The following is a 20,105-nucleotide window of genomic DNA, read 5'->3' on the forward strand; positions in this document are numbered from 1 at the left end:
AAGGGAAAGCCCAAGGAGAAACGTCCGCTGGGCATCCCGACCATACGGGACAGGGTGTGCCAACAGGCACTGAAAAACAGGTTGGAACCGATCTTCGAACCCTTATTCAGCGAATGCAGTTTCGGGTACCGGCCGGGCCGCTCGACCCACCAAGCGATGCGGAAAATCTATCGCGAACTGATGGACGGATACGAATGGGTTGTGGACGCGGACTTGCGGGACTTCTTCGGGACGGTGCATCATGAGCCGCTTATTGACATGATCGCCGAGCAAATCAGCGACGGGAGAATCCTTAATTTGGTCAGACAAATGCTCGAAGCCGGGTACATGGAAGGCGGAAAAAAATACGAAACGCCCAGCGGCACACCGCAAGGCAGTGTCGCAAGTCCGTTGTTTAGCAACATTTACCTCAATCGCTTCGATCATGAGATGACAGACAAAGGATATCGTCTGACGCGTTTTGCCGACGATTGGGTCGTCCTTTGCAAAACGCAGGCGGAAGCCGCGAAGGCGTTAAGAGATGCCAGAACGATACTGGAATCGCTCGGATTGACGCTTCATCCGGAGAAAACAAGGATTACCCATATTAAATGGGGATTCGAGTTCTTGGGATATAAGCTGAAGCGAGGAAAGGGATTGACGCTGCCGAGGGAAAAGGTGAAGAAGCAAACGAAGATGAACATCTATGCTTTCCCCAAGGAGAAGTCAATCCAATCGTTCAGGGACACCATCCGAGCCCGGACACGCAGACGCATTCCGCTGACCGTCTTTGAACTCATCGACTCCATCAACCCTGTCATACGGGGATGGGGCAACTATTTCCGTAAAGCCCACGTTAGGAAACTCTTCAACCGACTCCAACGCTGGATTGTCCGACGAGTTTGGAGTCACCACTTTAAACGTTGGCGCAATCCGGGATGGAAAAGGCTGCATGAATCCATCCTCTATTCCAAGTACAAATTGGTGAACCTCCTGTCGTTAATACCAGATCTGAACCTACGAACTGCACCCAGAGGGTGACATGAAGGAAAGCGGATTGCGGGAAAACTGCACGATCCGTTTGAACGAGCGGACGGAGGAAGGCGCAAGCCGACCTCCTTCGACTCTACAGTGATGATCATTGGCCTGATGACCTGTCTATAAAGCGGACGAAGACCGCGGAAGTGACAGCGAGGGGAAAAACCAATAGGAGCGAAGGGAGCTAGTCGGGAGGGAACTCTTTGAAGCATTCACGTCTACACGAACCCATCCCTTCGGATGGTGGGAGTCAAACAGCTAATTCGCAGGCATACATCATGAAGTCGCCGGAACACCGGTAGCGGGAGGTGTATGTTGTGAAGGTAAACGGACGTGAAATTCTTAATGAACGAGGTCTAAGGGAAACCTTAGATACAATGTATGCTCTTGCGAAAGCAAAGAAGGAACCTTTCTATAACCTGATCGATCTGATGTGCAATGAGCAGACTATCATGTCGGCCATACACAACATCAAATCGAACAAAGGGAGTATGACCGCTGGGATTGACGGTAAGACGATTGTTCATTTCCTGCAAATGCCTTATAGCCGGTTAATAGCAATTGTCCGCCGCGAAATCCTTAACTACCGGCCTCGCCCGGTACGGCGCAAATACATCCCTAAAGCCGGATCATCAAAGATGAGACCACTAGGGATACCAGTGATGATTGATAGGATTATTCAAGAGGTCACACGAATGGTCATTGAGCCTATCGCGGAAGCCAAATTCTATCAATATTCGTTCGGGTTTCGTCCGATGCGTGATGCTAGTCAAGCAATGGCTGAAATCATAGAACGAATACGCCGGAACGGAACATACTGGGTCATCGAAGGAGACATTATGGGCTTCTTCGATAACATCGACCACAACAAGCTCATTTCGATGCTCTGGAACATAGGGATTAAGGATAAGCGTGTTCTCGCGATCATCAAGAAAATGCTTAAGGCAGGGGTCATGGAAGAAGACGGACGACTTCTAAAGTCAGACGTAGGTTCTCCACAAGGCGGCATTATATCGCCGCTACTAGCCAACATCTACCTTAACGCATTTGACTGGATGATAGCCCATAAATTCGTTGAGCACCCAGCAAGATATACGGTGCCTGACCCCTCTAAGAAGGGCTTAACGAAAGTACGCAAACGGCACACAGACATTTTCCTGATCCGTTATGCTGACGACTGGGTTATCCTCTGCAAGAGCAAGCATCAAGCAGAGTCAGTTTTGTCGCAGGTGGAGAAATACTTCAAACACTGCCTCAAACTTGAATTATCTCGAGAAAAGACCTTGATCACGGACATTCGCAAACAGCGAGCAAAATTCCTTGGATTCGAAATTTTTGCTGAGAAATCTCGCTCACCCGGTTCCGAGCAAGTCGTTGGGAAGTTCATTCCCAACATCGCCAAGTCTACGGAGAAGGTAAGAGAGATTGGACGGGAAATCAGGCACCTCAATATTCTCCTTCGCAACAAGAGAGATTTGCGGGACGCTGCGCTGCAGATCGAGAAAGTGAACAGCAAGATTGTCGGACTTACTAACTACTATTCCTATGCGAACTGCTCCAATTTCTTTAAATCGTGGGACAAGCGGATTGTCTACCAAACCTATAAGGTGTTTAGCAACACGAAGTGTAGATTCTACGCCGGGCTCAAAAGAGATTGGATGTGCAAAGCGAAAGACAGTGGGAATCGTAAGAACCGCCATGAAAACCGATCAGATATGATTTTTGCTGTCCCAGTGGACGGCATATGGATTGGGGTTACGAAGTTCTCCTTCACTCCCAGCCAGACAGCTCTGAAGGTTAATCTAGCACTTACCCCTTATTCCAAAGAAGGGCGTAGGCTACACCACCAGAAAACGGGGAGTTTGCTTCCCCTTCTGCGAATGGGCACGATTTATTCATACAACGAACTCTTAGAACGAGTTATCTGGATGAAAACTTCAGACAGAGGCTCACACTACTACAACTTTGAGTTTGTGATGAATCGGGAATACGCCTACCTTAGGGATAAAGGGAAGTGCAAATGCTGTGATCAGCCTGTACTTCCGGGCAACTACGACTGCCATCACATTAACCCATCCTTACCAGTAATGATCGTTAACAAGGTTAATAACCTCGCTACGCTATGTTCGAGATGCCACGGTCTTATACATGACGACAACCTTGACCCTAATGCTTTAGTTGAGAGAAAGGCGGCAGCTAAGGTTATCAGGTACAGAGAAAGGCTTTCAAAGCAGGAGACATGAATAAGTTCAAAGAGTTGGCAGCTTATATCCGTAAGGATTAAGCCAGCCACTGAACACACTCTGATGAGATGGGTTCTAACCTTCTCGATGGAACGCCGTGTGCATCGAAAGGTGCATGCACGGTGTGGAGCGGGGGAAAAGGCGGAGATCATATCAAAGCCTTACCTATCGCTATAATCAATTATGGCTGGGGGCGCTGCGCATGTTATGCACCAACGGAAAAAGAGGCGAACGGGAAAGTCAGGAATGGCGGTCTTGTTGTCTGCTCCCGCAATCACGCTGCCAAAATGGAAAAGTAAGGAGCTACTAAAAACCGTTCCAGACATTGAAGTCAACATCATCCGGAGCGGGAATGATGCTTTAGCTTTGCTAAAGCGTGTTCGGCAGGGGTATAAGCCTAAAAAACTTGAGTTTACCCTGGTGGGCATAGATAAAGCAAAATTGGGTTCTGAGATTTATTTCGGAGGCATCTGGAAGCGTATGTACAATGTACCTCTCGAAGATGAATTGGGTACTTTTGAATATGCTTGGCATTGTCCAGGATGCGGAAAGCCCATACTGGTCCCACTGGATGAAGGTGACGATAAATCCGAATTAGTACCAGCCCCGTGGGACACATTCGCCGATGTTCCAATGGTTTCAGCACAAGAGCTTGAAATTGCGCGGCGACAAGGAGAGCTACTACCAAATGGGCTTCCAAAAGGAATAAAAATCAAGTGGAAGCGTCACTCTAAACTCCCAAAATTCTGCGAGCATTCCTTTCCCTTAACAGGTGTAGATGCAACCAGGGAAGGGAAAGAGGAAAATCCGGATCGCATATGCGGAGAAAGACTGTGGCGACCAGCGATCCACTCTTTAGGTGAATCCAGGAATCGATCGCGTGTAAATATCAGTCAGGTACTAAAGCGATTGAAAGGATATTTTGCTCTTTACATCTGCGATGAAGCGCATATGTGTAAGTCAGAAGACAGTGGTCGAGGCGACGCCTTTGCACAAATGGTAAAGTCTGCAAAACGAACACTTATGTTAACCGGAACGATTACCAATGGCAAGTCGACGTCTATAAAGGAGTTGCTTTGGCGGACGGATCCGCGTTCTTTGCTTGAAGCAGGTGTGGATTATCAAACTGGTTCGGTTGAGTGGGCGTCGAGATTCGGTAAGCTGGAGCAGGTTATCAAAGAGGAGGGTGGAGACGAAGGTGTTATAACGCGAAGAAATAAAAGAAGTGTTCAGACCAAGGAGGCCCCAGGAATAGCGCCGCAGCTCACAGCGCAATTTCTGCTACACAAGTCAGCTTTTCTTGAACTTCCGGATCTCGGGTTACCACTTGTAGAATTGAAAGAGTACCCCGTATTCCTCGATATGGATGAGGGGCACGGTGAGCATTATACCAAATTTCATAACACACTACATGAAGCATGCAAAAAAGCGAGTGGTGCTTCGGGTACGCCAGGAGCTTGGTCAAAGTTTAATCCGGCCACGCTCATGTATTCTGCTCGTCCTGACCAAGAAATGATCGTAAGACTCGGACAGTCAGCATATACAGCTCCTGCACTTGGAGATGGCTCGATGCTCCATGCCAAAGAAAGATGGCTTGTCGAAACTGTCCAGAGTGAACTGTCCGAAGGTAGGCGCTGCATCATTTTTAATCAGTTCACCGGTTCGTATAACATGAACGAACGCGTTGAAGAAATTCTTCAGCGGATGGGTGTTCGATGTAAAATATTGAATGAGCCTAATACTGAGCTTCGGACACAGCGATTGGCTGAATATGAAGCAGAAGAATATCCGGTAATAATCTGCGCCATGAAGCTTGTTGAAGTTGGTCTTGACATGATGTATTGGCCAACCATCATTTATAATCAATTAAGTTATGAAGTGAGTACAGTCCGGCAATCGTCTAGGCGAGCATGGAGAATCGGACAAGATCGCGAATGTCGGGTCTACTACCCGATCTACAATCGTTCGCAGCAAATGAAACAATTCATGCATATCATGAGCGCCCGCGGCCATGCATTGATGGTAGAGGGTAGGCTTGATAAATCAGAACTAGCCTCTTTTTCTATCGATTCCCAGTCTTCGTTGGCTAGAGATCTAGCATCTTGTTTCGCTGGTGCCGATGTTGCAAAAGCGTGGACTACACTCGCCGCGAAGGAAATGGCCGGCATTGAAATGATCGCAGAAGCGAATTTTAAGGACGTGCTTTCCGAACGGATGCAACGATTGGCTGACGAAACGCTAAAACTGTGTGGCATTGACCCTGCTCAATGGCATCAAGAAAGATCGAAAAAACCAATCATTAAGGAAATTGGCGAAACGAGAACAATCGACCTAATGAATGATCTTCTCATCAGGCAAGAAGTACAAGCAGAAACTTCAGCAACAACGCGAATTTTGTCGAACAATGTCATCAACCTAGAGGAAGAAATCAGAATATTGACTTTCGCGGAGCTGATTGTGGATGAGCCAAGAAAGATATTAAAAAAACAAATTCCTACTCACGAAAATCAGCTGATGTGGGATTTTGGGTAAGAAGTTGGACCATGAGCCTAGGTTGGCTCATGGTTCTTCTTTGTTTGAAATGAGTAGATTTCTCCAACTAATCTAGTATTTGAGGTATAATTTGATTTAATTCTTTGCGATATTAGGATTTGGTATCGAAATCTCAAAATAGACAATAAACGGAGGAGCAGGCATGACGAATATTGGTAGGAATGATCCCTGTCCGTGTGGAAGCGGAAAGAAATTCAAGCACTGTCATATCGGTGAATCAGTTCATACGGAACCTTCATTACAAGAGATTCAACTTATGAGGGACACCACTGTTAAAAATCTACTAGCTCAAATCGACATATACGACAATGAGGGAATGTTAAACCATTTTCCAAATCACCAAACGCTTGTTCGAGAATTAAGAAGTGCAGTTAAAGCGGCAGCGCAGGTAGATATAGTAAGGAACCCCAGTCACATACCAGGCAAGCAAATTTATAATCGTGAACATCTCGGGAGATTAGGGAAGATCGTTTTCGCCTGGAGCATTCCAGCAGTTGAGCATCTGATTGAAGTATATAACCTACAAACACAAAATTTTTATGTTGCGGATTTAAATAAGTTTGTTAATTCTTCGGCTCTTAAACAAAAAAAACTAATATATGCACGATCAAATACTAACCCAATTTACGTGATTGAATACAATATAGCTCATACTATCGAACAATGGGCAGTCGATGGAAACCATAGAGTTGCAGCCCGATACCAAAATGACTCTTCATCGAAAATCGAAGGATATCTTCTTCCTCCTGAATTGCATATTAAGGCACTAATGTATGATTTCATGCGGGTCGCATACACAGTTAGGACGAATATTAATCGGGCTTTTGACTACCAGAACGGATCTCAACCAATACCAGTAATGCTCCCAATGACATAATGTTGAAGTTAATGCTCGAACTATTTTTAATTCTGGAGTAGTGATGAGTTGGAGGAAACCGCGATTCTCGATAATTTGACCTGATCGGGATGATTGATGGTTATAGTGGAGTTCGAAATTTATAAAGTAGATAGCAGGAGTTGAAGCAGAGATGAATCAGCCTGTTTCTAAAGAAGAAATGAATAGTCAAATTATTCAGTTGCAAAGAAAATTAGAAGCGATCATCTCAAGAAAAAATACACTTCTGGAGTTATGTGAATCCTACGATCGTGTATCAAAAGGAGCACGCGACGTTCTACTAGCAGGACGTCGCAGGCTTCTTGATGGAGTATGTGGTATAGTTGCCGACTATATCGATTTTCCAGAGAAATATTTAATTGCTATGATTTCTATTTTAGGTGATGTATCCGATTATGTTCTGATTGAGAATTTTGAAAGTGCTGCAAATGCAATTGCATATCTAAAGAAGCGCCAGTCTGGAAGTGTTGCGTTTTTGTCATTGGATCGAGTTGTTGGAAAAACCATTGATGATACAGTTCTTCAAAAGGCTTTGCGGACAAAAGGATATTTGGGGAAAGCAATTGAACTTGTTACAGTAGATGAGGCGTATCTGCCGGTATTCACCCACTTACTCGGTGATGTTCTTATCGTTGAAGATCTAAAAGCTGCAAATGAAGTCTCCAACAAGACGAAACAACGATGCAAGGTTGTGACACTGGAAGGGGATGTAATTGGTATCGACGGTGTCTTAAGGGGAGGGGCTTTCGTAAAGCCGATGACACATCTGTTATACAATAAATCGCTAATTCGCAATCTTGATCAAGAAATCAAAGAAGTCGAAACACAATTGCATAGGTTAAGAGATAGCTCCAAAGAAGGCATAATAGATTGAAATTCATGACGTCTCGTCCGGGCTGCGCAGCTGGGCGGCAACAGCCGAGAGGGGCTCAACTGCTGGTCACTTCCTAGTTCATCTGGATGAAGCCGGGCAAATCCGAGGTGCAGAAAGCGGCAGGAAGCGAGGAGCTGCAGCTCGCATACTGGTTCCTTTGAATGAAACCTACGTCTCCGTGCGATCCCCTTGCCGCAATAGCAGTCATCTTCAGCAACTGCAGACGAAGCCACAATAAGCAGGATCGTCAACTTGCAGCCGGACAGGAACGTAAATGATTCTTATAATCTGCTACGTCTTATCAATCACCAAGACCTACTAAGCCAAAGTGGTTCAAATTTCTTCTAAAGGCCAATTAAAATGATGTAAAGGTAAGGCTTTTATCTTCAGCTTTAGATATGTTACAATCACATTAGAAACCGACTGCCTCTGGCATTTAAGCAAAAATCACACGCCTATGATTGCGGCTGCTTATCTCGAAAACCTTTATTGGTGATCGAAGGCATCGCTCAATCATGGGCGTTTTACATATAGAGATATCTATAAAAGACGGCACTTTTTCCGCAATGAAGCGGAAGGATTGTCGTTTTTTTTATTTCATGAAAAGGAGCTAAGCGGCATGAACGTACTTGCATTTGTGGAAGAATTGGAGTCAGTAAAGATCGATAGCCCTAAAAATCTCATCCGAATTGAGCAAGGGTTAGCTCTTCTTGATGATCTCCTATTTCTAAGAAAGCCGGTTATCCAAGAGCTATCTGCATTTCACACAGTTTCTTTGGAACACATGGAAGAGCTGTACGAAGAACTGCGGTACTTTTACACAATTGACAACGACGAGGATTTTTACGAACTGTTTAATGCTTATTGCCCGATTATGGACCTAAACCGAACACACGGAATGTCAAAGATTTTTTCGGATTCTAAGCCGCATGGCATCCGGAAAAGGAGACTTATTTAATGAGTAGCTTTTTTAGCCTTTCTTACAATGAACTAGATGACTATTTATGTATGTTGTCAAACGTCATCATGGTCAAAAAGATGATGGAGTTTGGGTTTTCGGTTGATCCGAGCTGGAAAGTAGGGGATCCAATCCAATCTTACTTTCTCAAAGCCTTATTTGGAGAGTCCATACAGGAAAACATGGATAAAATCGTGTTAACTGGGCCACTTTCTCGAAAAGATATATATGACCTGAGAGCACTGCTAAAGAGTCATGCCTTTTCGGATGAGTGGACAGAGACTGAATTTAAGGTGAGTAAGCTAGGGGTTCAATTTGAATTTTCAACCCATTATCCTAAACTTCATTTGATGTTCGAGGATTTTGTGGAACTAGCTAAACTCTGGAATGAGTCGATAATGACAAGGAAGGTGAAGAGGTATGCAAGAGATGAACGAAAAAAGAACAAGGTTAATATTGGATGAATCCGGGCGTACTTTCCCGATTGTTGAACGGGAATTAAACGGTAACATCATCAACAAATATTCCGTTAACCCAGCCGATCTCATGCGTTTGATGATTAAAAATGCAGATGATTGGATGATTTTCGAAGCATTTACTGCCAGAAGTGAAGGGCCTTATAACATATTCGACAGCCTTTTTTCCTTCCTTGATGAGCAAAGCGATAAAAACTATGGAGAAATATGGTTCAATGAACTTCTCAAGCATATGAGAGATTCTGCTTATTCTCACACCAAGCGAACGTATGCTTATGATTTCTCTGAGCTACTTCGTGTGATGTGTAAAAATCTAACTAATACAGAATTGGATTCAGACGCATATCGACGTCTATTTCAAGGGATTCTTGCTAAGGCGGAAAACGTATTGGATCCAGAGGCTGTTGCAAAGTTGGCGAAGTACTTGCTGGAATCTGTTCAATTTTTTGATTCACCAAACATAGGGCTGGTGCAATCGATATTGGATACGATTTTTAAGTATGTTCGCTCACATGAGAGCATTAATGAAATGTGGACGTTTCTTGCGGAGAGAGTATCGCAAGAATCGGTTATGAATTATGCTTTGGCTCATTTGGACGAACTGGTAATCAACACGCCCATTCTACCGAGCAATTGCATATTTTACTCGAAACGACGGCAAGAGGAGATCATCGCCATACGAGTACACAAGCAAATGATAGATGTAAATCTTATTGGCACGGAGTATCCTTCTGTTGGGCACCCAGCATTAATTTACGTGTTCAAATTGAAGAAGGAGAAACCTAGCATAGAGGCATTCCTTTTTGCAGTAAAAGATACCGTGATTACTGAGAAAACGCTCCTTTACCGATATCCTTATTCAAATGTCTATGGTAACGGGAAGTGTTGTTGGAGTACTTTTCCCAACATTGATAAGGTTCGGCAGCTAGAATCATTTCCGGACATTTTTATGAATGGAGAACGGAACTTTCATCTTTACCCAAAAACCGGAGATATGGATTACCGAGCAATCCTCACCTTGATGAGTGGTCGGGAGTTCGAAGATCAATTGCTCGTCTCCCTAGATGTAAACATCGGGGAACTCTTAAAAATTGAGGACTAAGGAATAGAAAATTACACAATAAGGGAGGGAAACCCCTCTTTATTTGGGGTGCCTAATAATGAGCCAATCTGATCTATTTGCATTGCTTGGAATTGAAGTGGAGACATCACAGTCGTCCACAAAATCAAAGGATAAGAAGAATGTTGATGTGAAGTCAACCGCTTCGAAGGCAACCACAGCACAAGCTCGAAAGTCAGAAACTGCAAAGCAAAAGTACTCCACGCGCGAAGGTATTCGGAAAATGCCGATTCCAGTTCAGGGTTGGACGATCCACTACGCTACCCACACGTTTGAAGTTGAACGTTATGCGAGGCAGCTGGTGGATATGGGGGATGAAACTCCTTTGGAAAAGGTTAAAGAGGCTTTGTGGACAAAAGTGCCAGAAGACGTTCGAGCTGACATTCTGAAGGCGAGAGAGAAACAAGAGAACTCTAACGACAAGGTTCAAAGTGAAACTGTGGAAGAAGAAGACAATCTTGATATTGATGAGGATTCCGGTGAAGTTAGGGAGAAGAATATTGCGAAAAAGGAAAAGAAACCTGAAGACCTTTACGATGGAGATATGACGATCGCAATGATCGAACAAGCTTTCGCCTACGACTATTTCGAATTCGCATCGTCAGAAGCCATTTCATGGAGGGTTGACCGAGAAAATAAGCGTCTGTTTCCGGCTGTAACAAACGGAAAGTGGGGCGCATATTCGACAGGAACCAGGCGATTGTATTGGAAATGGCAAGATTATCTCAAAGATACCGACAAACCTCCAATTGGGGTTGTTGCTGGTAGGCAAGGTAGGTTATTTGACGTCCGTGAGGATGACTTCATGCGTATCGTAGCGCCTTCGCAGTTAATTAGGGAGCTCGATATACCACCAGAAGGATTCCATTTGAACTTGGACAAAATTCCAGGGGAATTTCTAGTCCAAACGGTAGCGTTTTTCAAACACTTTGCACAGCAGGAACCTCCAGTTGAAGCGGCGGTCTACATTACTTGGAACAAGGAAAAGCATTCGTATGCACTCCATTGTCCAAGACAAAGAGTTTCTTTGGCGGAAGTCAGGGCTGATTTCCCTCATTTTTTGGACGATCCGGACACGAGGATAGTTGTTTATATTCATTCACACCATCTCTGGCCAGCGGATTTTTCGGGACAGGATGATGCTAATGATAAAGCATTTGCCGTCTATGGCGTCATTGGTAGGTTAAACTTACCGATGATTGATATGCGCTTTAGGGCAGGTTTTAACGGCCAGCATTACGAAGTGTCGGCAAAAGAATTGTTCGATTTTTCGGATGTAACTTACTCAGATCAATTTCCACTCGAGTGGCTGGCTTGCGTTGAGCGGGAATAGAGGAAAAAGGGGTCCATTATTGGACCTCTTTTGTCTACAAAGGAGGTTGTATTCATGCCAAGCGAAATTAAATTCCCCACAACGCCAATATACCAATTCACAATCGTCGGTGCCGGCGCAAATGGTAGCCACTATTTCCGGGGGTTGTGTCAAGACCTTCGTACGCACAGCAATGCTAATCAGAATCATTCTGAAAAAAGGTACATCTTGGATCACATCATGTTGATTGATGGGGACAAGGTGGAAGAGAAAAACTTGGGGAACCAACTCTTCGAATCGGAGGAGATTGGAGAGTACAAGGTGACTTGTCTTGCGGAGCGATATGGCAGCCACTACGACCTAGAGGTCTTTAGGCATACCGGTTATATACAGGATGCTCAGCAACTCGCTGAACTCATGCCGGTGAATACGTCGAACCGCGGAGAGTTCATACCCGTAATCGTTGCCATGGTCGACAACAATGCTACCCGGCAGATCGTAGACACGTATTTTCGTGACGCAAACGTCCAGACGTTAATCTACATCGATGCTGGCGTCCACGCGATCCAAATGGAGCGGGGACCGGGAGGGATGGCCGGTCGAGTCGATACTGGGAATAACGGACAGGTGGTCGTGGGCTTCAAGTATCGGGGCGAAATCATCATGGAACCCGTTACTGGGGTTTATCCCGAGATCCTGACTGATACAGATTCAAGGGTTCCTGGATGCGGCGCAGTTGTGGAGTCACAACCTCAAAGACTTATGTCTAACAAATTTGCCGCCCAGATCGCTAACAACCTGGTAACCAGCTTGCTTTCTGAACGCGCTATTCTCATCCATCAAGTGCATTTTGACGCGAGATTTTGCGGCTCACGCGCCACCTATGTGAGTCAAGCACAAGCTTCCGCCTTTGATCACCTGATTGGGGGATAACTATGGAGACCAATGCGTGCAAATGGCCATCAGCTGAACGTATTCAAATTATCAAAGTGAATCCTCCGAATCGTTATGGGGATTATTCGTTTAAATGCCTGTCGCTTGAAGGGGAAAACACGACGATCGCTCGATGTGACATCATTTTGGATGATGAGGCTAGACTGATCGAGGAGCTTGCAGGGATCTTCCTGCAGCACAAAGTTCCGCCGCGCTCTCCAAGATACAGTGTCATTGTCAGGGCGCTGCTAAAGAACCGCGTCCCGTATGTCTCCCTGTTGAAGCAGCTTTTAAAAGAGAAGAGAAACTTATTTCAATTGGAACTGAACTTCTAATATTACTAGACGGGGAGAGGGCTGTTTTTTTCGGCCCTCTGTCTTGATAAAAGGAGAAAAAAATGGGAGCTCAACCTATTTCAAAATTTAATGTCATTCCAGTGTGTAAAGCTGACTTCGCGGGTTCCTACTGGGGTAATGGTGGGAAAGCACCCTCTGAACAAGTCCGAACGGAATTTACAGTGGCATACCTATTCGGTGGTGTAGGCGGCGGAGCGATTGGCGTTCAGCGTTCACGAGGCCACTACAAAGGAACAGTGGGGCGATTTAGATCGCTCTGTAGTATTGACGCGGATCCGATCGCGAGCAAGAACTACGAAAGACTGACTGGGAATAAAGGTACAGGCAAAGTCATAGACCTCTTCAGTTACAAACAGTACGTTGCTTTTCATGGCAAGCGGCCGCCGGCAAATTGGAAAGAATGCACACCTTGGGATCTTTGGGAGGCATTCGGGTACATTGTTCCGGATCTGATTTTGACCAGTCCGCCATGTAAAGGGTTCAGCGGATTGTTGCCGGAGAAAAGCAGCAAGACTGCGAAGTATCAAGCACTGAATCAGCTTACCATTCGTGGACTGACTCTCACGCTAGAGGCATGCGAACAGTACGGTGATGCACTTCCTAAAATCGTTGCCCTTGAAAATGTACCGCGGATCAAAACTCGCGGGAAAGAAATATTAAAGGAGATTGTAGATTTACTAAAAAGGAAGGGATACGCAGTCACCGGTTATGACCATGACTTAGGGTTAACCGGCGGTCTTGGCCAAATCCGGAAAAGGTACTTGCTTGTCGCGCGTTTAGAAAGAGTGATGACGAGCTTTATCTTTAAGCCGGAACAGAAAAAGCACAGAACGATTGGAGATGTTCTGGGTAATTTGCCCCTGCCTGGTGATGTGATTCACGGTGGTAGGCTTAATCGGCTTCCCAACCTTTCGTTCAAGACGTGGCTGCGGCTTGCTTTGATTCCTAAAAAGGGAGATTGGAGAGATCTCAATAAAATAGATTGGTGGAATTACCGATTAACACATGTCCCGCGTGGTGGAGGATCTTGGGGCGTACAGGATTGGGACGAGCCATCAACTGCAGTGATTGGGAAATCAAGAGTCGGAGGAAGCAATGCCTCAGCCGTTGCAGATGTCCGTATTGGCCACTTACCGCGTGCAGGTGCATATGAAGTTGGAGATTGGGAGAAGCCATCCCGAACGGTGACGGGTGCTCAGGGTGTAGGAACAAGCAATGGATGTTCGGCCATCTCGGATCCTCGTTTTCAAATCAATGAAGGTAACGGAAAAGCAAACTTGATGCGCATTATGCAGGTCGACGAACCGGCAGCGTGCATCACGGGCAGCGCGGGACCAACCAATGGTGCAGCGTGCATTGCGGATCCGACGCTCAAGGAGAGAGCAAGCAGACATCCAGCCGTCTACAAAATTGTCTCAGTTGATGACCCTGCTCCCTGTGTCACGGGAACAAGGCTTGGTAGCGGTCAGTTTGCGATCGCTGATCCCGGAAAAGTCAAAGATATGTATCCTGGTGGATATGGGGTAAATGATTGGCATGGAGTTTCGGATCCTATCCGGAGTCAAGGACGTGTAATGAATGCGCCAGTCTCGATTGCCGATGTTCGATTGCCGTTGCCATCGTGTGGTGGGCGGTACACGAATAAATGGCAGATGGAAGATTGGTTGGGCGTAGCTGCAACGATAACTGGAGCGCCTGACATTCAAAGTGGGGCTCCTAGTATCAATGACCCGCGACTTACGTGCAATCCTCGTGCAGGCACAATGGGTGTTATGCCCGCAGATGAGCCTGCAAAAACCATTATTGGCTCAGCTGATATTCACGCTGCAACCAGTGCTGTGGCGGATGATTGGTTCTCGTTTGAGGATCTAGAGGGAGCGGGGGAACCAGATTCGGAGATTCCTGCAGATGACGATAGGGGAGTATTTATCATTCTTTCAACGGATGGGACCTGGCACAGGCCTTTAACAACGATGGAACTTGGTGCGATCCAGACGCTTCCAATGACACTGCCAGATGGAACTCCATTTGACTTGGTGGATTGCCCGGAGGCAAAAGCGAGAGAATATATCGGAAACGCAATTCCTCCAGATGCTGCAGAAGAAGTGGGTAATGTTTTTCTAGATGCTTTAATGATAAGCAGCGTTGGAGAATTCACGATGGGTTTTGAAGAGGTTTGGGTACATCCGCATGATGATGATGAGCGGACATATGCCATACTTATGCAGTAGTAAAGCGAAAAACACTCCAGATCATTCTGGAGTGTTTTTTATCTATTTCTTTGTATTCGATTTTGTAGTAGCCACCTGGAGTTTCGCTAGGTTTAATTCCTTGATTACGTCGCTAGTGGCGGGAGGAATCTGGAAGTCCAAGGATACACGCTGGCCAGAATACTTGGATCGAGACTTTACCGTTCTACCCTTTTTAGGGCCTATCCACATCGCTTTTGCCATAAAATCGCGCTCCTTTCCAGAAGAATTTACTAGGTTCTATTTAATTTTAGCACAGTTTCAGGAAACTTGTCCACGTGTCCTAAATATAGTAGATTAGCCGTTGCTGTAAAGAAGGCTTCCTGTTGTTTTATCGTGATCGCATCCTTCTTCATGACAAATACGATGTAAGCTAATCTAAAATTACCACTGTTCCGTTGAAAGAGAACATAGTCCACTGGGTAGTTTTCATACTTGCCCGGCACGATGTTCGGCCGATCTGCGAATGTCTTCTTACCAGGATGTCGTAAGGCAGCCTCAATGATATGTATATCGTTTTCGTTTAAGTGCTGGGAGGTGCTTACAGAAGTGTATTCTCTATCATTATTCGTTTTAACAAGCCAATAGGATCGGAACTCGTGTTCCTTCAGGTTGAGAAGGGAGGCGACTCCGCTATTAAATGCATCGAGAAAGGTGTCAACGGCTTCCAGTGCACTATCGGAGCCGGGTCGCTCATCGACAGCGGCAACTGCAGCAGCCATTTCCGAAGATGCAATCCATTTAATGCGGTTGTCAGTAAATGGATAATATCCCTTAAATCCTTTGTAAATCAGAAAATATATGAAAACCAGAATGGAAGATAGACCCGCAAGCCAAACGATTTCAACAAAAAAGCTCAGACCAAAAAAAGTCCACTTTGGAAAGTCACCCGGCGGTGGGGTTGCGGAGTGATCAGGAATCATTTGAACGATTGCCTTGAATGGCCAAGCCATAAAATCGACCACACTATCAAGCACACTCCCGGTAATGGATGCAACCAAGCGATCTCTTATCACCTTAATGACAACGAAGGTGAACAATATCCCGAGAAAGGATAGGAAACCCCTTAACGCCCACTTAAGAAAACCCGTCACAATTGCGCCTCCCTTTTTACCCATACTGAATATCATAGAATATAATGGGAGATCTGCATAGTATCCTATCATTTATTCTTTACTACTTGGCCTTTGAAACGTTGTAACATAAAGAAAACGACCAGAAGGAGCTTTTTTCGTCTGTTTTCCTGTAATCCTGGGTTGGTTCCTATCAGTTTTTTTACTTTGTATCTTCTTCCGGAAGATCCTCATAATACGACTCCTCTCAAAGCAACTATTAGCAAGTATGCCCGATCAAACGAAGTAGATACATAGCGTAGCGAATAATAAGGTAGCAAGAAGTTACAGTGGAAAGCAGGTGTTGAAACAACATCGTTATGTGATATAATTATTTCAAATTCTGGTATAAATCCTTTTCGCAAGATAGAAGCCCTATGGGCCGATTTTTTAACGAGAAATCGTTAAGGAGACGGCATGTAGGGCTTTTTTTGCGTGCCAGAGTAATACAAGGGAAGGTGGGTTAAGATGGAGCAAGTAAAAAAGAATTACCACGCAGCACTGACAACTTTGAAGGATCTAGACCCTCTATTAAAGGTGTTAACACGGAATAAGGAAGAGGGGCACTGGTTTTGGATTGCAGTAGTTGCACCCATTAAGGCACTTGGCCGACTGGTGAAACGTCTGAACATTGCTGCACTCCTCAAAGCAGTCAGTGGCATCTCAATTCCAGTCGCTGGTGTTGCAGGTGCAGGAGTAATAAGTGCCGAGAATCACCTACCAGTTTGGGCAACGATCGTCATTGTTACCGTTACAGGAGTGGGGGTTTACTACTTGTTGATGATTCCTCATATCAACAAGATGATTATCCCTGGAAACCCTGAGTTCCACTTGGGTTTATTCAAAAAGAAAAGAAGGGAAGAGTACGAACGATACTGGGAGAGAATCATGTCACTAAGCGATTTCAACTTCGAGGGCCTTCAAGATTTCGTGGGTTCTGTGTTTGGTGTTCAAACGATTGAGCTGAGCAGGTTAATTCAACGCCTTGAAGCTGAGATTGCGGAAAAGGATCTCCAGAACAAATCGTTCGAAGCCAATCTTGTTGAGTACGAGCAGGAAATAAAACTGTTTGCTCAGCAGCAAGAAAAAGCGGATGCTGCGCTTGCCTATGTATCTGAGGTAATTAAGGAATTGAATATCACGTTGTATCGATTCGTAAACAAGCGTATGTCTTTCAGCGACCTTGCCTTCATTTCGGGGATTACGATCTATAGACAGAAAGATGACTGGCTCTATAAAATCGCCGACGAACGCACCACTGGCGTCAGCCCTAATATTTTGGATATCAACGATTCGGTATACGAGAACTACTCAATGATCGCTGCGGTCAGAGCTGAGGTAGACAAGCCCCATTGGGTGAATCCGTATCCGGGACACTATGTCGTTTCCAACCGAATGAGAATGATGGAAGGGGAAGTATGGCTACTGAATTTCCACTTCGATGAGAAACGCAATGAAAAAGCATTGTCGCTACTTCTGCCGTCTGATATGATTGAGATAAGAGAAATCTATCGAATGTTTCATGTACTCTGCTTGATTCTGCAGCAAAATGAAGCACAAGAGAGGACAGAAGAAGGAGGCGCTCATCATGAGCTTGCTTGAACGTAAAACGAAAAAGGTCCACGCTGTCGCATTTGCTTCACAAAAGGACTTGAATGATGCTCGTCGAAAGCATCGTGATGAAGTTCTTAGGAAGGTTTCTGAGAATGAAACGAAGCGCTTGGTCGTTATTTCGAACAGCAATGAATAATACATTATTCACTCATTTGGAGTAGATTAATGACTCCACGTTAATACAATCAGAAAAAATAAATAGGCCGACTCCTTGTTTGGGGACGGTCTATTTTTTAATTAATATAGATTAGATTTATTGTTTGTCACAATTCGAAGAACGAGTGAAAGGGTGGACATAATGTTTTCTCCAGAGGGAAGTATATCTGGCTATGGCATGATCAGAAAGCTAGATCAGTTAGGCAGAATCGTCATACCGATCGAAATTTACCGATACACAGGGATAAAGCCAAATGAGGATTCTGTAGAGATTTTTTACGATGAAGTTTCGAAAGAGATTGTATTAAAACACTATACGGGTTCAGGGTGTATGTTTTGTCTATCTATTGACCATATTCATGTCTATAAAAATAAGATCATTTGCAAAAGTTGCTTAGGCGAACTGAGTGGTATAAACGCAAATTGGGACCAGACGGGAAAGCAGATTCAAAAAGTTTTGGGTGATTCCCAAGAAGGGCAGGAGTCTTCTGAATTTGACACATTATTAAGCAAGAATCGATCCAACAATATCAACGAGAGAAGTACAAGAAAAAGTAAGACTGATGATTCAATTATAGAAATGATGGCAATTCTCCAGGAGAACCCGAAGATGACTCAGAAGGAGCTGGCAAACCGTCTAAATTTTTCTCAAAGCCGTATCAGTCAACTGAAAAAGCTAATTCGATCGAGATATCCGATTTGACATAGACGAAAATTACTTTTTCGTCGACAAGAATAAGGGTTAGCTATTCAAGATACGGGGAAACTATCAGTATTAAATCTGATAGGGGGATGTTCAATGACTGATCATGATCATTCAAATCTGTACAGGTTCCTACGCAAACCGAAGGCGATAGTCGAGAAATCGATAAAATTTGGGATGGAGGAAAGAAGAAAGCAGAGAGAAGAAATTTTGCTGAAAATAGAAAAGAGGGAAAATAGCCGGCAATCTCCTGGCAAAGATAGTAACTCCCCAAAGTGAAAGAATTGTGCTATAATCAGCTTAATCATCAATCACACCTTAACGCAAGATAGAAGCCCTAGTGGCGGAATTATTTCGAAGGATACTCCTTCCTATGATTCCGGTTCGCTAGGGCTTTTTTTGCGTTCGGTTCAGTAGATTATGGAAGGAGTGAAACATTTATAGTGTTCTTTACCATTTTTATGGGGAATTGGATCTACCGTGACAGGCTTAGGTGAAGCATAAGAAACGTAAAGTCTTGAATATAATCAGGAGGTTAACGATATGAAAACAATTAAAGTTACAAGGAAAGACGGGACAATGGTATTGAAAAAAATGGGAAACAGCATGGATGTAATAAATCTTGCTACAGCATTTCAAACTGACCGTATCAACCATGATGGCGATGTAACGGAAATAATCCTTAGAGTATAAAAAGAAGATTATCCTATCTGATCTGATTAATTACAAAGGCAACTTGTTTTTTTCAACAAAACATAATATAAGGAGGGAGCCCCTCTGCCATTTTGGCGCTGGGGGGTTATCCCGGTATATTATGGCATGGGCGAGATTATGAGCAAAGTACAATTGATGAAAGCAATTTATAAAATGCAGCAACTCCAAGCCTTGAAGAAACACACAGTTGTTGGGAAGCTGCTGAGTAAATAAGGGTGAGTGAGGATTTTATTGCAAGAATTACGAGATAAAGAGAAAGAACGAGGGAGCGGAATTGTCGCGATTCTCGTTCTTTCTTTATTCAAAGGAAATCAAACGACATTTAACCGGTAATGGACGGATTGGGCAACTTCAGTTTCTATGCCGCTTATGGTTAGCTGCACCTAGTCAAGCTGATACAAACCGCCCTCACTAATAACCTATTTTCAGGAGGATATACTAAATGAACACAAAATTCTATTCGAACGTGCAATTACAAAATGGAAAGCCTGCGGAACTGATGGCCACATTTAATGCGCCTAGTTATGATCATCTGCAGGTCGACGTTGAGACAAAGGGTACTGTTGTGCTAAATACCGTTTTCGGGATTGTAACACTATCGATCATTCCATACGGCACCGGGGAATCTGGAGGCTGTATCGACATTAAATACCATGGCGAAAAGTTTAGGACCACTATGATCGGATTTAAGGGCCATAGGGATGAACGTGTAAAGGATGCTGATTTATATAGCTTTGACCTTCAAAAAGCTAATTCTTAATTGCAAATAACCACGAAAGAACGGGGAAGCGGGATAGCCGCGATCTTCGTTCTTTTCTAT

Annotated in this window: 18 protein-coding genes; 17 read left to right on the plus strand and 1 reads right to left on the minus strand. The window is 44.5% G+C overall.

Annotation, left to right across the window (positions count from 1 at the left end; genetic code table 11):
• The 12 genes from ltrA (DFP98_RS16685) to DFP98_RS16745 all read left to right on the plus strand — a co-directional run.
• Nucleotides 1-1,020: group II intron reverse transcriptase/maturase (ltrA, locus tag DFP98_RS16685; protein WP_116061757.1), on the plus strand; the 1,020-nt coding region annotated here is incomplete at its 5' end.
• Between the two features lie 314 nt (nucleotides 1,021-1,334).
• Nucleotides 1,335-3,260, plus strand: coding sequence for a group II intron reverse transcriptase/maturase (ltrA, locus tag DFP98_RS16690; protein ID WP_181917731.1), 1,926 nt, complete (start codon nucleotides 1,335-1,337; stop codon nucleotides 3,258-3,260).
• Between the two features lie 246 nt (nucleotides 3,261-3,506).
• Nucleotides 3,507-5,792, plus strand: a complete 2,286-nt coding sequence (locus tag DFP98_RS16700) for a helicase-related protein (protein ID WP_181917732.1) — start codon at nucleotides 3,507-3,509, stop codon at nucleotides 5,790-5,792.
• Between the two features lie 163 nt (nucleotides 5,793-5,955).
• Nucleotides 5,956-6,690, plus strand: a complete 735-nt coding sequence (locus DFP98_RS16705) for a YecA family protein (protein WP_116061759.1) — start codon at nucleotides 5,956-5,958, stop codon at nucleotides 6,688-6,690.
• 151 nt (nucleotides 6,691-6,841) lie between these two features.
• A complete protein-coding gene (locus DFP98_RS16710; RefSeq protein ID WP_116061760.1) occupies nucleotides 6,842-7,582 on the plus strand; it encodes a hypothetical protein in 741 nt (246 codons plus the stop codon).
• A gap of 619 nt (nucleotides 7,583-8,201) precedes the next feature.
• Nucleotides 8,202-8,540: a hypothetical protein gene (locus DFP98_RS16715; protein WP_116061761.1), complete on the plus strand. Its 339-nt coding sequence runs from the start codon at nucleotides 8,202-8,204 to the stop codon at nucleotides 8,538-8,540.
• A complete protein-coding gene (locus DFP98_RS16720) occupies nucleotides 8,540-9,004 on the plus strand; it encodes a hypothetical protein (protein WP_116061762.1) in 465 nt (154 codons plus the stop codon). The genes DFP98_RS16715 and DFP98_RS16720 overlap by 1 nt, the downstream gene beginning before the upstream one ends.
• Nucleotides 8,970-10,118 carry a hypothetical protein gene (locus DFP98_RS16725; RefSeq protein WP_181917733.1) on the plus strand — a complete coding sequence of 383 codons (1,149 nt, stop codon included), beginning with the start codon at nucleotides 8,970-8,972 and terminating at the stop codon, nucleotides 10,116-10,118. Before DFP98_RS16720 ends, DFP98_RS16725 begins: the two co-directional genes overlap by 35 nt.
• A gap of 58 nt (nucleotides 10,119-10,176) precedes the next feature.
• Complete coding sequence (locus DFP98_RS16730) at nucleotides 10,177-11,469, plus strand: Mov34/MPN/PAD-1 family protein (RefSeq protein ID WP_116061764.1); 1,293 nt, start codon at nucleotides 10,177-10,179, stop codon at nucleotides 11,467-11,469.
• A 54-nt stretch (nucleotides 11,470-11,523) separates the two neighbouring features.
• A complete protein-coding gene (locus DFP98_RS16735; RefSeq protein WP_116061765.1) occupies nucleotides 11,524-12,381 on the plus strand; it encodes a ThiF family adenylyltransferase in 858 nt (285 codons plus the stop codon).
• Between the two features lie 2 nt (nucleotides 12,382-12,383).
• Nucleotides 12,384-12,716, plus strand: coding sequence for a hypothetical protein (locus tag DFP98_RS16740; RefSeq protein ID WP_116061766.1), 333 nt, complete (start codon nucleotides 12,384-12,386; stop codon nucleotides 12,714-12,716).
• Between the two features lie 62 nt (nucleotides 12,717-12,778).
• A complete protein-coding gene (locus DFP98_RS16745) occupies nucleotides 12,779-14,968 on the plus strand; it encodes a DNA cytosine methyltransferase (protein WP_116061767.1) in 2,190 nt (729 codons plus the stop codon).
• A 251-nt stretch (nucleotides 14,969-15,219) separates the two neighbouring features.
• Here the strand turns inward: DFP98_RS16745 and DFP98_RS16755 are convergent, their stop codons facing one another.
• A complete protein-coding gene (locus tag DFP98_RS16755) occupies nucleotides 15,220-16,080 on the minus strand; it encodes a hypothetical protein (protein WP_116061769.1) in 861 nt (286 codons plus the stop codon).
• 486 nt (nucleotides 16,081-16,566) lie between these two features.
• On the opposite strand from DFP98_RS16755, the gene DFP98_RS16760 reads away from it, so the two are divergent.
• The 5 genes from DFP98_RS16760 to DFP98_RS16775 all read left to right on the plus strand — a co-directional run bounded on the left by DFP98_RS16760 (nucleotide 16,567) and on the right by DFP98_RS16775 (nucleotide 20,045).
• Nucleotides 16,567-17,700, plus strand: a complete 1,134-nt coding sequence (locus DFP98_RS16760; RefSeq protein ID WP_116061770.1) for a hypothetical protein — start codon at nucleotides 16,567-16,569, stop codon at nucleotides 17,698-17,700.
• Nucleotides 17,687-17,848, plus strand: a complete 162-nt coding sequence (locus DFP98_RS39090) for a hypothetical protein (protein WP_158223858.1) — start codon at nucleotides 17,687-17,689, stop codon at nucleotides 17,846-17,848. The genes DFP98_RS16760 and DFP98_RS39090 overlap by 14 nt, the downstream gene beginning before the upstream one ends.
• A gap of 162 nt (nucleotides 17,849-18,010) precedes the next feature.
• On the plus strand, nucleotides 18,011-18,571 hold the full coding sequence (locus DFP98_RS16765) for an AbrB/MazE/SpoVT family DNA-binding domain-containing protein (RefSeq protein WP_116061771.1): 561 nt from the start codon (nucleotides 18,011-18,013) through the stop codon (nucleotides 18,569-18,571).
• Between the two features lie 543 nt (nucleotides 18,572-19,114).
• Complete coding sequence (locus tag DFP98_RS39095) at nucleotides 19,115-19,264, plus strand: hypothetical protein (RefSeq protein ID WP_181917735.1); 150 nt, start codon at nucleotides 19,115-19,117, stop codon at nucleotides 19,262-19,264.
• Nucleotides 19,265-19,727: 463 nt separating this feature from the next.
• The gene (locus tag DFP98_RS16775; RefSeq protein WP_116061773.1) at nucleotides 19,728-20,045 is read left to right on the plus strand and encodes a hypothetical protein; all 318 of its coding nucleotides are present in this window, start codon (nucleotides 19,728-19,730) and stop codon (nucleotides 20,043-20,045) included.
• Nucleotides 20,046-20,105: the final 60 nt, after the last annotated feature.

This window comes from Cohnella phaseoli (assembly GCF_003386235.1).
Taxonomy (GTDB): Bacteria; Bacillota; Bacilli; order Paenibacillales; family Paenibacillaceae; genus Cohnella; species Cohnella phaseoli.